Origin of the sequence: Curtobacterium sp. PhB136 (assembly GCF_004346855.1) — a bacterium.
Classification (GTDB): domain Bacteria; phylum Actinomycetota; class Actinomycetes; order Actinomycetales; family Microbacteriaceae; genus Curtobacterium.
Genome location: NZ_SMGH01000007.1, coordinates 201,438 through 214,916, shown reverse-complemented (window position 1 = coordinate 214,916; position 13,479 = coordinate 201,438). Strand labels below are relative to the sequence as shown.

General features: G+C 71.0%; 11 protein-coding genes. 9 read left to right on the top strand and 2 right to left on the bottom strand.

Annotated features, from left to right (window positions below):
- Positions 1-174 precede the first annotated feature (174 nt).
- Together EDF27_RS13030 and EDF27_RS13025 are read right to left on the bottom strand one after the other, a co-directional pair.
- Positions 175-2,115, bottom strand: a complete 1,941-nt coding sequence (locus EDF27_RS13030; RefSeq protein WP_279433193.1) for a glycoside hydrolase family 15 protein — start codon at positions 2,113-2,115, stop codon at positions 175-177.
- A gap of 12 nt (positions 2,116-2,127) precedes the next feature.
- A complete protein-coding gene (locus EDF27_RS13025; RefSeq protein ID WP_123653113.1) occupies positions 2,128-3,177 on the bottom strand; it encodes a phosphatase domain-containing protein in 1,050 nt (349 codons plus the stop codon).
- Positions 3,178-3,346: 169 nt separating this feature from the next.
- Here EDF27_RS13025 and EDF27_RS13020 point away from each other — a divergent pair, with 169 nt between their 5' ends.
- The 9 genes from EDF27_RS13020 to cydC all read left to right on the top strand — a co-directional run bounded on the left by EDF27_RS13020 (position 3,347) and on the right by cydC (position 13,464).
- On the top strand, positions 3,347-3,994 hold the full coding sequence (locus EDF27_RS13020; protein WP_165931486.1) for a TetR/AcrR family transcriptional regulator: 648 nt from the start codon (positions 3,347-3,349) through the stop codon (positions 3,992-3,994).
- Between the two features lie 158 nt (positions 3,995-4,152).
- A complete protein-coding gene (locus tag EDF27_RS13015; protein ID WP_123653115.1) occupies positions 4,153-5,022 on the top strand; it encodes an ATP-binding cassette domain-containing protein in 870 nt (289 codons plus the stop codon).
- A complete protein-coding gene (locus EDF27_RS13010; RefSeq protein WP_123653116.1) occupies positions 5,019-5,741 on the top strand; it encodes an ABC transporter permease subunit in 723 nt (240 codons plus the stop codon). Before EDF27_RS13015 ends, EDF27_RS13010 begins: the two co-directional genes overlap by 4 nt.
- Complete coding sequence (locus EDF27_RS13005) at positions 5,738-6,478, top strand: ABC transporter permease (RefSeq protein WP_123653117.1); 741 nt, start codon at positions 5,738-5,740, stop codon at positions 6,476-6,478. The genes EDF27_RS13010 and EDF27_RS13005 overlap by 4 nt, the downstream gene beginning before the upstream one ends.
- Positions 6,475-7,410 (top strand): ABC transporter substrate-binding protein, encoded by a 936-nt coding sequence (locus EDF27_RS13000; RefSeq protein ID WP_243698340.1) that lies wholly within the window; start codon positions 6,475-6,477, stop codon positions 7,408-7,410. Before EDF27_RS13005 ends, EDF27_RS13000 begins: the two co-directional genes overlap by 4 nt.
- A 288-nt stretch (positions 7,411-7,698) precedes the next feature.
- Complete coding sequence (locus EDF27_RS12995; protein WP_123653118.1) at positions 7,699-9,111, top strand: cytochrome ubiquinol oxidase subunit I; 1,413 nt, start codon at positions 7,699-7,701, stop codon at positions 9,109-9,111.
- Positions 9,111-10,115, top strand: coding sequence for a cytochrome d ubiquinol oxidase subunit II (gene cydB, locus EDF27_RS12990; RefSeq protein ID WP_132049194.1), 1,005 nt, complete (start codon positions 9,111-9,113; stop codon positions 10,113-10,115). The genes EDF27_RS12995 and cydB overlap by 1 nt, the downstream gene beginning before the upstream one ends.
- A 17-nt stretch (positions 10,116-10,132) precedes the next feature.
- Positions 10,133-11,773 (top strand): thiol reductant ABC exporter subunit CydD, encoded by a 1,641-nt coding sequence (gene cydD, locus EDF27_RS12985; protein ID WP_132049192.1) that lies wholly within the window; start codon positions 10,133-10,135, stop codon positions 11,771-11,773.
- Positions 11,770-13,464, top strand: coding sequence for a thiol reductant ABC exporter subunit CydC (gene cydC, locus EDF27_RS12980; RefSeq protein WP_132049190.1), 1,695 nt, complete (start codon positions 11,770-11,772; stop codon positions 13,462-13,464). Before cydD ends, cydC begins: the two co-directional genes overlap by 4 nt.
- The last annotated feature ends 15 nt before the right edge of the window (positions 13,465-13,479 follow it).

Here is a 13,479-nt window from a genome sequence, read left to right as displayed (position 1 = left end):
GGATGTCGAATCGCGCGTGGGTGGTCGGAACTTCTGACCGCCTACGCGCGTTTCAACTTCCTACGCGGGTTTCGACCGCCTGCCGTGGGGCGAGGCGGGCGCGGCGCCGGGGCGGGGCCGCGCCGGGGCGGCGCGGCCGCGCCGGGGCGGCGCGGCGCCGGGGCCGCGCAGCGGTCAGGCGGGGGTGCCCGCGCGCTCGCCCTCGCCGGTCCAGGAGCGGGTGCCGCCGTCGCGCTGGGGGATGCGCGTGCGGTGGCCGGAGGCCTTGCCCCGTGCGCGGTTGATCGCGTCCGCGGCGGCGACGAGCGTCAGGTGCGACAGCGCCTGCGGCGTGTTGCCGATGTGGTGGCCGGTCGCGACGTCGACCTCTTCCGAGAGCATGCCGACGTCGTTGGCGTAGCCGACGAGGACGTCCATCAGGCGCTCGGCGTCCTCGATCCGGCCGGACGCGGCGTACTGCTCGACGAGCCAGAACGAGCACGCGAGGAACGGGTGCTCGCTCCCGCTGAGCCCGTCGAACCCGGCGGACGTGCGGTAGCGGAGCACGAGGCCGTCGGAGCCGACGCGGAGGTCGTCCTCGATCGCCTTGACCGTGCCGAGCATCCGCGGGTCGTCCGCCTTGCAGAAGCCGATCTGCGGGAGGACGAGCAGGCTCGCGTCGACCTCGTCGGTGTCGTAGTGCTGCCGGAACGCACCGCGGACCCTGTCGTACCCGTGCTCGTCGATCTCGGCGCGCACGGCGTCGCGGAGGCTCCGCCAGCGGTCGACCGGTCCTTCGAGCCCGAACTCCTCCACCGCGGCGACCCCGCGGTCGAACGCCGCCCAGATCATCGCGCGCGAGTGGGTGAAGTGCCGACGGGGGCCGCGCATCTCCCAGATGCCGTTGTCGGGTTCCTGCCAGTGCTCCTCGACGTAGCCGAGCAGTGCGCGCTGCAGGGCCCAGGAGTCGGCGTTCTCCTCGACCCCGAGCTCGCGGGCGTCGTGGAGCGCGGCGAGCACCTCGCCGAAGACGTCGCCCTGGTACTGCGTGTACGCACCGTTGCCGACGCGCACCGGCTTCGAGCCGGCGTACCCGCCCAGGTGGTCGAGCTCCCACTCGGGGAGCTCCCGCTCCCCGGCGATGCCGTACATGATCTGCACGTCGGCCGGGTCACCGGCGATCGCCCGGAGGAGCCAGCCACGCCAGTGCTTCGCCTCGTCCTGGTAGCCGTGCGCGATGAGCGACGCGAGTGCGAGGGAGGCGTCGCGGAGCCAGACGTAGCGGTAGTCCCAGTTGCGTTCGCCGCCCGGGTCCTCGGGGAGGCTCGTGGTTGCGGCCGCCACGACCCCGCCGGTCTCGGCGTGGGTCATCGCCCGGAGGAACAGCAGCGACTGCCGGGTCTCCGCCGCGTACCGGCCCTCGACCCGGGTCTTGCCGGTCCACGCGTGCCACCAGTCCTTCGTGTGGGCGAGGGCCGCGTCGACGTCGATCGGCACCGGCGGTTCGCGGTGCGAGGGGTACCAGGTCAGCACGGTGTCGAGGACGTCGCCGTCCCGCACGGTGGCGACGGCGAGGTGCCGGTGGTCGTCGGCGTGGAAGCGGATGCCCCGGACGATCACCGACGCGGGGCCGGCCGTGGCGAGGAGCGCGGGGTCGTCGTCGTCCCCGATCTGCCGGACCCAGGGGAGCGCTCGGGCGTAGTCGAACCGGATCCGCAGCGTCTGCCGCATCTCCACCGATCCACGGAGTCCCCGCACCCGGCGGACGATGGTCGCCCGGTGCGCGTCGATCGGCATGAACTCGGTGACCTCGACGATGCCGGAGTCGGTGGTCCAGACGGTGGTCAGGACGAGAGTGTCCGGGTCGTAGCGCCGTTCGGCCGTGGCGTGCTGGTCGGACGGGCGGAGCGACCAGTGCCCGGCGTGCTCGTCACCGAGGAGCGCGGCGAAGGTCGACGGTGCGTCGAACCGGGGGAGACACGCCCAATCGATGGTGCCGGCCCGGTCGACCAGGGCAGCCGTGTAGCAGTCCCCGATGATCGCGTGGTCTTCGATGCGCTGTGCCATGACCCGATCGAACCACCGCCCACCGGTGTTCCACCGGCGTCGTGACGGCGGGGCTGATGTTCCGTACAGTCCTGGTGCCGCTCAGTCGATGTCGGCGAGCCCGATCCGGCCGAGTTCGGTCCAGAGTCCGGCGCCGTCGGGCGCGTAGACCCACGGCGCCGTGGACTCCTTCGAGCGCTCCTGCGCGCGGGAGCGTCCACCGGCGAGGACCGCTTCACTCGTCGACAGCTGGCGGATCGCGACGCCGGCGACGTTCTCCGGGTGTTCGCGCGCGAAGTCGCCGTACAGGGTCTCGTCGTGCTGGCCGTCGTCGCCGACCAGGAGCCACTGCACGTCCGGGAAGTCCCGGGCGAGGCGCCGCAGGTTCTCGTGCTTGTGCATCTGCCCGCTCCGGAAGAAGCGGTCGTGGGTGGGACCCCAGTCGGTGAGGAGCAGGGTGCCGGACGGGTACATGTTCCGGGTCAGGAAGCGCTGCAGCGTCGGCGCGACGTTCCACGCGCCGGTGGACAGGTATACGGTCGGCGCGCCCGGGTGCTGCGCGAGGACGCGTTCGTAGAGCACCGACATCCCGGGGACCGGGCGGCGTCCGTGCTCGGTGAGCACGAAGGAGTTCCACGCCGCGAGCATCGGTCGGGGGAGCGAGGTGACCATCACGGTGTCGTCGATGTCGGAGAGCAGCCCGAACCGGGTGTCCGGGTGGACGATGAAGACGTCGGCTTCGACGTCGCGCTGTCCGCCGGCGGACAGGCGGATCGTCTGCCACCCCGGTTCGAGGTCGATCGGCACGATGGTGTCGACGACCCCGCCGCGGTCGGACTGCACGGTGTGGGTGGTCCCGCCGGCCGTGATCGTGACCTCCGCGTGGTCGACGGCGACGCTCGTGAAGGTCTTCCAGCCGCGGACGCCCTCGAACGAGGCGTCGGATGCCAGGCCGCGCCGGGTCAGCAGCACGCGGCAGAGCACCCGGATCCACCCCGGCGCGCCGTAGCCCGTGTACGGGATGACGGTGGGGACGAGACCGCGGCGTCGGGCACGCTGTTCGCGGAACTCCTGCACGGCGTCCTCGATGCGGGCGGCCCGGTGCAGGATCGGCTCGGCCAGCGACGGTTCGTGGGACGTCGGGTCGGGCATCGCCCCATCATTCCACGCACTGGACGCAAGATGTCCACGACGGCAGAAGACACCCCGAGAATCGCAGCGATGTTCCAGCCGTCCTCTGCGAGAGTTGGCCCCGTCGGTCGGCCCCGCCGCTCCGTCCCGTCACACCAACAGCCCGCGGCCACCGCGAGAAGGAGAACACGTGCTCGTCACCGAGGTTTCGAACGCACTGCCGGGGGGATCATCACTGCTCAGGAACGAGCCGGTCCAAGCCCGCAGTTCGGCGCGCCTCGCCGGACTCCTGGACGCCGCAGCCGCGGTGATCGACGAGATCGGGTTCGAGCGGCTCACCACAGCCATGGTCGCCGAGCGGGCGGGGGCGTCCATCGGCACGGTGTACCGGTACTTCCCGGACCGCATCGCCGTGGTCGAGGCGCTCGCGATCCGCTGCACGCAGCGACTCGCCTCCCGCTTCGTCGAGGCGCTCGACGCGAGCGGCGCGACGACGTGGCAGGACGCCTGCGACGCGCTCATCGACATGACGAGCGACATGTACCGCACCGAGCCGGGCTTCCGCGCGATCCGCTTCGGCGACGCAGCGGACTCCGGCGTGGGTGACGCCGAGGACCGCATGGCGGCGCTCGGGGGTGCCGTCGGCACGATCATGGGCGAGCGCTTCGGGCTGCCGGCGAACGACACGGTCACGCGCGCCTGGGTCGTCCTCACCGAATCCGGCCACGCTGTGCTCGCCCGGGCCCACCAGGACCGCAGCGCACCGGACGCCGCCCTGATCGAGGCGTACCGGGCCATGGTCAAGACGTACATGGAATCGGTCGTCGCCACCGCCTGACCCGCCACACCAATCCGACGAGCGCCCGCTCTCCGAACCGGAGGTGCGGGCGCTCGGCTGTCCGGAAGTCGTCACGGATCGTCACGCTGGCGAACCGCTGTCGGTGCTGACGGGTACTCTCACTCGGAGTCGGGCTACCTCCTACCAGAAGGGCACCCATGATCGAGTTCCGCTCGGTGCGCAAGACGTACCCGGACGGCACCAATGCCGTCGAGCGGTTCGACCTCGTCATCCCATCGCGCACCACGACGGTCTTCGTCGGGTCCAGCGGTTGTGGCAAGACGACGTTGCTCCGCATGATCAACCGCATGGTCGACCCCTCGTCGGGTTCCGTGGCGATCGACGGCGAAGACGTCGCGGGGGTTGACCCCGTGAAGCTCCGCCGCAGCATCGGCTACGTGATGCAGAACGCCGGGCTGCTGCCGCACCGCAAGGTCGCGGACAACATCGCCACGGTGCCGCTGCTCACCGGCGTGTCCAAGCAGGACGCGCGGGCGCACGCCCTCGAGCTGATGGACACCGTCGGCCTCGACCGTGCCTTCGCCGACCGCTACCCGTCGCAGCTGTCCGGTGGGCAGCAGCAGCGCGTCGGTGTCGCTCGCGGGCTCGCCGTCGACCCGAACATCCTGCTCATGGACGAGCCCTTCGGCGCGGTGGACCCGCTGGTCCGCAACGACCTGCAGGACGAGCTCATCCGGTTGCAGCGTGAACTCGGCAAGACGGTGGTGTTCGTCACGCACGACATCGACGAGGCCTTCAAGCTCGGCGACCAGGTCGTCATCCTGAAGAAGGGCGGCGAGATCGCCCAGCTCGGCACGCCGGCGGAGATCCTCGCGGAGCCCGCCGACGACTTCGTCGCGAACTTCATCGGCGCCGGCCGTGGTCGCCGTGCGCTCCGCGTCGAGCAGACGCCGACCGGGCCGATCGTGGTGGACGGCGACGGCCGTGCCGCTGGTGTGCTCACCGGGCCGGTGCAGGTGGTGGACGCGGCGTCCGCCGTGCCGCAGCCGACCCGGGACACCGCGTGAACTGGGTCACCGGCAACCTCGACACGATCACGTCGAACCTGATCGCGCACGTCTGGTTGTCGGTCCCGCCGATCGTGATCAGCTTCGTGCTGTCGGTCCCGATCGGTCTGCTCGTGAACCGGCTGCGCAAGGGGCGCCGTGGTGCCCGCGCGACCGGCTCGACGATCGTCGTGGTGGCGAGCCTGCTCTACGCGATCCCGTCGTTCCCGCTGTTCCTCGCGCTGCCGCCGCTGCTCGGGACGAACATCCTCGACCCGCTCAACGTCGTGATCGCGCTGACGATCTACGGCGTCGCGCTGATGGCCCGCTCGGCCGCGGACGCGCTCGACGCCGTCGACCCCGCCGTCGTCAACGCGGCAGAGGCCATGGGCTACTCGCCCACGCAGCGGTTCTTCCGCGTGGAGCTCCCGCTCGCCGGCCCGGTCCTCCTCGCCGGCATCCGGGTCGTCGCCGTGAGCACGGTGAGCCTCGTCACGGTCGGTGCGCTCCTCGGGATCCCGAACCTCGGCTTCCTGCTCACCGACGGCCTGAAGCGCGGCATCAGCGTCGAGATCCTGACGGGCATCGTCCTGACGATCGTGCTCGCACTCGTCATCGACGCGCTGCTCGTGCTCATCGGACGCATCGTGATGCCCTGGACCCGGGGGAGCGGCCGCGCCGCCCGCAGTGTCCGGCGCCGTGCCGCGGCCGACGTCCGCACCGGGGAGGTCTCCGCGTGAACCTCTTCGCCGGCGCCATCGCCTGGATCTTCGACCCCGCGAACTCGACCGGACCGAACGGCATCCCCGTCCGCCTGGTCGAACACATCTGGATCACCCTGCTCTCCGTCGTCATCGCGTGTGCGATCGCGGTGCCGCTCGGGCTGGTCATCGGCCACACCGGCAAGGGCAAGAGCCTGGCCGTCGGGTTCTCCGGCGGTGTCCGCGCGCTCCCGACCCTCGGCCTCCTGACGATCCTCGCCCTGTGGATCGGCCTCGGCATCCAGGCGCCGCTGATCTCCCTCGTGATCCTCGCGATCCCCTCGATCCTGGCCGGCACGTACTCCGGGCTCGAGGCGATCGACCGTGTGACGATCGACGCCGCACGCGCCCAGGGCATGACGACGTGGCAGCTGCTGACGAAGGTGGAGATCCCGCTCGGGCTCCCGCTCATCGTCGGTGGCATCCGCGCCGCGGTGCTCCAGGTCATCGCCACCGCCACCCTGGCCGCGTACATCAACGCGGGCGGTCTCGGCGGGTACGCGTTCTCCGGGCTCGCGAACCAGGACTACGAAGAGGTCCTCGGCGGTTCGCTCCTGGTGATCGCACTCGCCATCGTCTTCGAGATCGTGTTCGCCGTCCTGCAGCGGCTCGCGGTGCCGGCGGGACTCACCGCCGCCTCCGCGAGTGATGGACGGCGTGACGCTGACAGCTCGGAAAGTCGAGCATCAACCCCCTTGGAAGGAACCCTCCAGTGATCACAGCACGTACCAAGCGCCTCGGCGCGACCATCGCCGTCGCCACCGCGGCAGCGATCGCCCTCGCGGGCTGCTCCTCGGGCGACCCGCTGTCCTCCGGTGGGGGCTCGAGCGACTCGAAGACCATCACCGTCGGCTCGCAGGCCTACCCGTCGAACGAGATCATCGCGGAGCTCTACGCGCAGGAGCTCGAGCACGCCGGCTTCGACGTCACGAAGAAGCTCAACATCGGTCAGCGAAAGGCCTACTGGCCCGAGGTCGCCAAGGGGAACATCGACGTCTTCCCCGAGTACAACGGCAACCTGCTGAACTACCTGCTCCAGACCGACAAGAAGGACACCACGACGGAGACCACGACGGACGGCATCAACGCCGCCCTGAAGGACGAGCTCCCCTCCGGTGTCAAGGCGCTCACCTCGGCCGCCGCGTCCGACTCGGACACCTACACGGTGACCCAGGACCTCGCGGACAAGTACGACCTCAAGTCGATCGCCGACCTGTCCAAGATCGGCGGGACCATCTCGATCGCCGCGAACCCCGAGTTCGCGACGGCCGCGTACGGTCCGACCGGCCTCAAGGCCAAGTACGGCATCACCGCCGAGGTCAACCAGCAGAACGACTCCGGTGGCCCGCTGACGGTCAAGGCGATCAAGGACGGCGACTCGCAGGTCGCGGACATCTACTCGGCCAGCGCGTCGATCGCGACCGAGAAGCTCGTCACCCTCGAGGACCCGAAGAGCCTCGTCCCGGTGAACAACGTCACGCCGATCGTGTCCTCGAAGCTGTCGTCCAAGGCGACCGCGGCGATCGACAAGGTCAACAAGGTGCTGACCACCGAGGCGCTCATCGAGCTGGACCGTCAGAACTCCGTGGACCAGAAGTCCGCGGCGTCGGTCGCGAAGGCGTTCCTCCAGAAGCAGGGCCTGCTGTAAGCACCCCGCTGCAGAAATAAACGACAGGTGTCGGGCGCTCGCCCGGCACCTGTCGTCGTTCGTGGGAGCGCGCGGGAACGAGTGTCCGAGCACAGAAGTTCCGCACGGTTGTGCCGTGCATGCCTGCTGCACGTTCGTGCAGAGGGTTCTTCTACAAGTTGTCGAAACGGCCGTCCTGCCGGTAGCGTGGGGGTGTCCCAACGGTTGTGACACACCAGAAGTAGCCCTTCCACAGGAAGCAACTGACGTGCACCAGCAGCGCGCGGCGTTCCCGATCGGTTCCGCCGCATGAACGACATCCTCGATCCCCTGATCCTGTCGCGGTGGCAGTTCGGTCTGACGACGATCTACCACTTCCTCTTCGTCCCGCTGACGATCGGCATGGCCGTCGTCGTCGCGACGTTCCAGACCGCCTGGTACCGGACCGGCCGCGCGCACTACCTGCAGCTCACCCGGTTCTTCGGTCGGATCTTCCTGATCAACTTCGCGATGGGTGTCGTCACCGGCATCGTGCAGGAGTTCCAGTTCGGGATGAACTGGTCGAACTACTCCCGGTTCGTCGGTGACGTGTTCGGCGCTCCGCTCGCGCTCGAGGGCATCCTCGCCTTCTTCTTCGAGGCGGCGTTCATCGGGGTGTGGATCTTCGGCTGGGACCGCCTGCCGAAGGGCGTGCACCTCGCGAGCATGTGGTGCGTCAGCGCCGGCACGATCATGTCGGCGTACTTCATCATCGCGGCGAACGCGTTCATGCAGCACCCGGTCGGCTACGTCATCAACGAGGCCAAGGGCCGTGCGGAACTCACCGACATCTGGGCTGTCCTGACGAACAAGGTCGCGCTGGCGGCGTTCCCGCACACGCTGTTCGCCTGCTTCATGGTGGCTGCCGGCGTGATCATCTCCGTCGCGGCCTACCACCTGGCGCGCAACCAGAACCTCGAGACGATGATGCCGGCGCTGAAGTTCGGCCTGTGGACGATGGTCGCGGCCGGGGCGCTCACGGTGCTCACCGGCGACCAGCTCGGCCTGACGATGGTCGACACGCAGCCGATGAAGATGGCCGCCGCGGAAGCGCTGTACAACACCGCGACCGGCAAGGACGCCTCGTTCTCGATCTTCACGCTCGGCACGCCGGACGGGGTGCACGAGCTCTTCTCGATCCGCGTGCCCTACCTGCTCTCCTTCCTCTCCACCCACACCTTCACCGGCACCGTCGAGGGCATCAACAACCTCCAGGCCGAGTACACGCAGGTGTACGGCCCCGGCGACTACAAGCCGATCATCTGGGTGACCTACTGGTCCTTCCGCTGGATGATCGCCCTCGGCGTCGGCGCCGTGATGGTCTCGCTCGCCGGCCTCTGGCTGACCCGCAAGGGCCGTTTCCCGCGCCAGCGCTGGGTGTGGCGGATCGCGACGTGGGCCGTGCCGCTGCCGATGGCGGCGATGATCGTCGGCTGGATCTTCACCGAGATGGGCCGGCAACCGTGGCTCGTGTTCGGGTTGCTGAAGACCGCGGACGGGGTCTCGCCGAACGTCACGGGGCTCGAGGTCCTCATCTCGCTGGTCGTCTTCACGCTGATCTACGGGTCGCTCGCGGTGGTGGAGTTCCGGCTGATCAAGAAGGTCGCGCAAGAGGGCCCTGCCGCTCCGGCAGCGGTCGACGAGGAGACCGGTGAGGTCAAGCACGAAGTGACGGTCTACTGATGGATCTCCCCGTTCTCTGGTTCGCCATCGTCGGCCTGTTCTTCGTCGGCTACTTCGTCCTCGACGGCTTCGACTTCGGCGTCGGCATGGCGCTGCCGTTCCTCGGCAAGGACGACACCGACCGGCGCGTGATGATCAACACGATCGGCCCGGTCTGGGACCTCAACGAGACCTGGGTCATCGTCGCCGGCGCCTGCCTGTTCGCAGCGTTCCCGGAGTGGTACGCCACGATGTTCTCCGGCTTCTACCTGGCGCTGCTGCTCATCCTGGCGGCGCTGATCGCCCGCGGCGTCTCGTTCGAGTACCGGCACCAGAACAAGCAGCTGCAGTGGAAGCGCTCGTTCGACCTGATGATCATCGTCGGCAGCGCGGTGCCGTCGTTCCTCTGGGGCGTCGCGTTCGGCAACGTGGTCCGCGGCATCCCGATGGACTCCGGCCACAACTACACGGGCACGCTGTTCGACCTGCTGAGCCCGTTCGCGCTGCTGACCGGCCTCGCCACGCTGCTGGTGTTCTTCACGCACGGTGTCGTCTTCATCGCGCTGAAGACCGAGGGGGACATCCGGGTGCGGGCGAAGCGCCTGGCGACCCGCGCGGGCATCGTGACGATCGTCGTCGCCGCCGCGTTCCTGGTGTCGATGGCCTTCGTCCGGGCGACCCCGACGTCACTCGTCCTGTCGGTCGTCGCCGCGCTGGCGCTCGTCCTCGCCGTGCTCTGCAACGCGTGGGGCCGGGAGGGCCGGGCGTTCACGCTCATGGCCGTGACCATCGCCGCCGTGGTGCTCGCGATGTTCACCGCGGTCTTCCCGGACGTGATGCCCGCGACGAACGACGCGGCGAACAGCCTGAACGTGTACAACGCCTCGAGTGGGACGTACACGCTGACGGTGATGAGCTGGGTGGCGTTGATCTTCGTGCCGCTCGTGCTCGCCTACCAGGCGTTCACGTACTGGGTGTTCCGCAAGCGCGTCACGCGGGCCCAGGTCACCGCGGCAGTGCACTGAGACCAGGAGGCACCACGATGAAGCCGCTCGACCCGCGCCTGCTCCGCCTGTCGCGGTCCGCGCGCGGCTCCATCGCCGCCGCGGCCGGCACCGGCGTCCTCCGCACGATCGCCACCATCGGGATCGCGTGGGGGATCGCCGCCGCCGTGACCCAGGTCATCGACGCGCGGGGCGGGATGCCGGACACGTTCGTCCCGACGCTCGCGCTGCTCGGCGCGGCGTTCGCCCTCCGGGCGGTCGCGGCCTGGGCCACGGACGACCTCGCCGCCCGGGCCGCCGCGACGGTGAAGAGCGAGATGCGCTCCACGGTGCTGGCGCGGGCCGCCGAGCGGGGTCCGGCGTGGCTCGCGGAACGGTCCAGCGCGGGGTTCGCGACCACGCTCGGGCCGGGGCTCGACGCCCTCGACGCGTACTTCGGCCGGTACCTGCCGCAGCTCGCGCTCACCGCGATCGCGACACCGGTGCTCCTCGTCGCGATCGGATTCGGCGACCTGACCAGCGGGCTGATCATCCTCTGCGCGCTGCCGGTCATCCCGGTGTTCATGATCCTGATCGGCATGGCCACGCAGTCGCTGCAGCAGCGCCAGTCCGACGCGCTCGCCCGGCTCGGCGGCGCCTTCCTCGAGGCGGTCGAGGGCCTCGCGACGCTCAAGGTGTTCGGGCGCGCCCGACGCCAGGTCGGCCGTATCGGCACGGTGACCGACGAGTACCGCCGTGGGACGCTCGGGGTCCTCCGGCTCTCCTTCATGAGCGGGTTCGCCCTCGAACTCGCCGCCAGCCTCTCCGTCGCCCTGGTCGCGGTGTCGATCGGCATCCGGCTCGTGGACGGGTCGCTCGGGCTCGGCGCGGCGATGTTCGTCCTGGTCCTCGCCCCGGAGGCGTTCGCGCCCCTCCGCCAGGTCGGCGCGGACTTCCACGCGGCCCAGGACGGCGTCGAGGCGTCCAGCGCGGTGCTCGACGTCCTGGCCGACGACCGCACCCCCGCCGTCCGACCGGAGACGGCACCGGCCGCGACGGACCTCGTGCTCCGCGGCGTCACGGTGCGCCGACCCGACGTGGTGATCGGTCCCGTGGACCTCGACGCGCGTCCGGGCACCGTCGTGGTGCTCGCCGGCCCGAGCGGTTCCGGCAAGTCGAGCCTCATCGCGGCGATCCGCGGCGTGCTGCCGCACGACGGCGCGATCACCGTGCCCGGGGCCGCGGGGACGACGCGAGCGGACCGCATCGCGTGGGCCGACCAGCGGCCCCGACTCGTCCGCGGGACCATCGCGGAGAACGTCGCGCTCAGCGCGACCCCCGTGCCGTCGACGGCCGCGTCCGCCCTGGGCGAGGCGGGGCTGGGACTCGACCCGGGCCTCCAGGTCGGTGCCGGCGGGACCGGTCTGTCGGGCGGCCAGGCGCAGCGCGTCGCCGTCGCCCGCGCCCTGTACCGACACACCCGGGCCGACACGCCGCTCGTCCTGCTCGACGAACCGACGTCGGCGCTCGATGCCGACGCCGAGGCGCACGTCGTCGCCGCGATCCGTCGACTCGCCGACGACGGCGCGGTCGTCGTCGTCGCCAGCCACCGACCGGCGGTCGTCGCGGCCGCCGACCTCCTGGTCGCCATCGGCGACACCGGATCCGTCACCACGCACGTCGCGGGAGCACACGCATGAGCAGCACCGACCTGGAGGCCCGTGGCGGCTCCGTCCTGCGCCTCGCGATGCCGCGTGGGCCCGGTTGGGGGCGTGCGGTCACCGCCGGCGCGCTCAGTGCGCTGTGCGCGGTCGCGCTGCTCGCCGCGAGCGGCTACCTGATCACGCGCGCGGCGGAGCACCCGCCGATCCTGTACCTGACGCTCGTGATGGTCGGCGTCCGGGCGTTCGCGCTCGGGCGGGCCGCGCTCCGGTACGTGGACCGCCTCGCCGGGCACGATGCCTCGTTCCGGCAGCTCGCCGTGGTGCGGACGGAGATGTACCGACGGCTGGCCTCGATCGCGCCGGCGGGGCTCGGGGCGACCGGTCGCGGCGACCTGATGACCCGGCTCGTCACCGACACCGACCGGCTGCAGGACCTGCCGATCCGGGTGGTCGGTCCGCTCGTGTCCGCGGGTGTGGCTGCCGTGGCCGCCGTCGTCGCGGTCGCCCTGGTGTCGCTGCCGGCCGCCCTCGTGCTGTTCCTCGCGCTCGTCGTGGCCGCCCTGCTCGGGTCCGTCGTCACCGCCGCGATCGCCCGACGGAGCGACGAGACCACCGCCGCCGAACGGGGTCGGGTCGCCGACCTGGTGCTCGACACCGTCCGCACGCTCGACGTGTTCGCCGCCTACGGCACCCTCGACGAGCGGCTGGCGCACATCGCGACGCTCGACGACCGGGTGACCCGCGCGGTGCGACGTCGGGCCACGGTCGAGGCGCTCGTCGGCGCGCTCGTCGGGCTCGTCGGCGGTGCCGCCGTGATCGGGATCCTGGCGGTCGGCGCACCCGCGGTCGTCACGGGGGCGCTCGACGGGCCGCTCTGGGCGCTGGCCGTGTTCGTGCCGCTCGCCCTGTTCGAGGTCGTCGGCGGGGTGCCCCTCGCGGTGCTGACGTTCCGGCGGGTCCGGGCAGCGGCCGACCGCGTCGAGCAGGTCGTCCCGGCGACCCTGCCGGCGGGCATCGTGCCCGAGCCGGACGCCGACGCCCCGGCGTCCGACCTCGTCGTGGAAGGGCCGGTCACCGTCGCCGTCGCGGGGATGACCGTCCGGTGGCCCGGATCGGCGGTGCCCGCGGTGGACGACGTGTCGTTCGCGCTGGCCCCCGGCGAGGTCGTCGTGATCGCGGGGCCGAGCGGCGCCGGCAAGTCGACGCTCGTGGACGCGCTCGTGCGGTTCGTCGACCACGAGGGCAGCTACGCGCTCGACGGCGTCGAGGCGCGGTCGATGCACCCGGACGCCGTGCGCGCCCGGGTCGGGCTCATCGAGCAGGACCCCTTCGTGTTCGACCAGTCGATCCGGCAGAACCTGCTCTTCGCCCGGGACACCGCGACCGACGACGAGCTCCTCGCGGTGCTCGAGCGCGTCGGTCTCGGGTCCTGGGTGGCGCGCCGCGGTGGGCTCGACGCGGGCGTCGGGGAGCGTGGCGCGCTCGTGTCCGGCGGGCAGGCGCACCGACTGGCGCTGGCCCGGGCGCTCCTGCACGCGTTCCCGGTGCTGGTGCTCGACGAGCCGACGGCCGACATCGACCCGGACCTCGGCGAGTCGGTGCTCCGGGACCTCGTCGGGACCGCGCGGGCCGCGGGCAACACCGTCGTGGTCGTGTCGCACGTGCCGGTGCCGCCGGACCTGGTCACCAGGACCCTCCGGATGCGGGACGGCCGCCTCGTGGCGTGAGCCGCATGCCCTGGG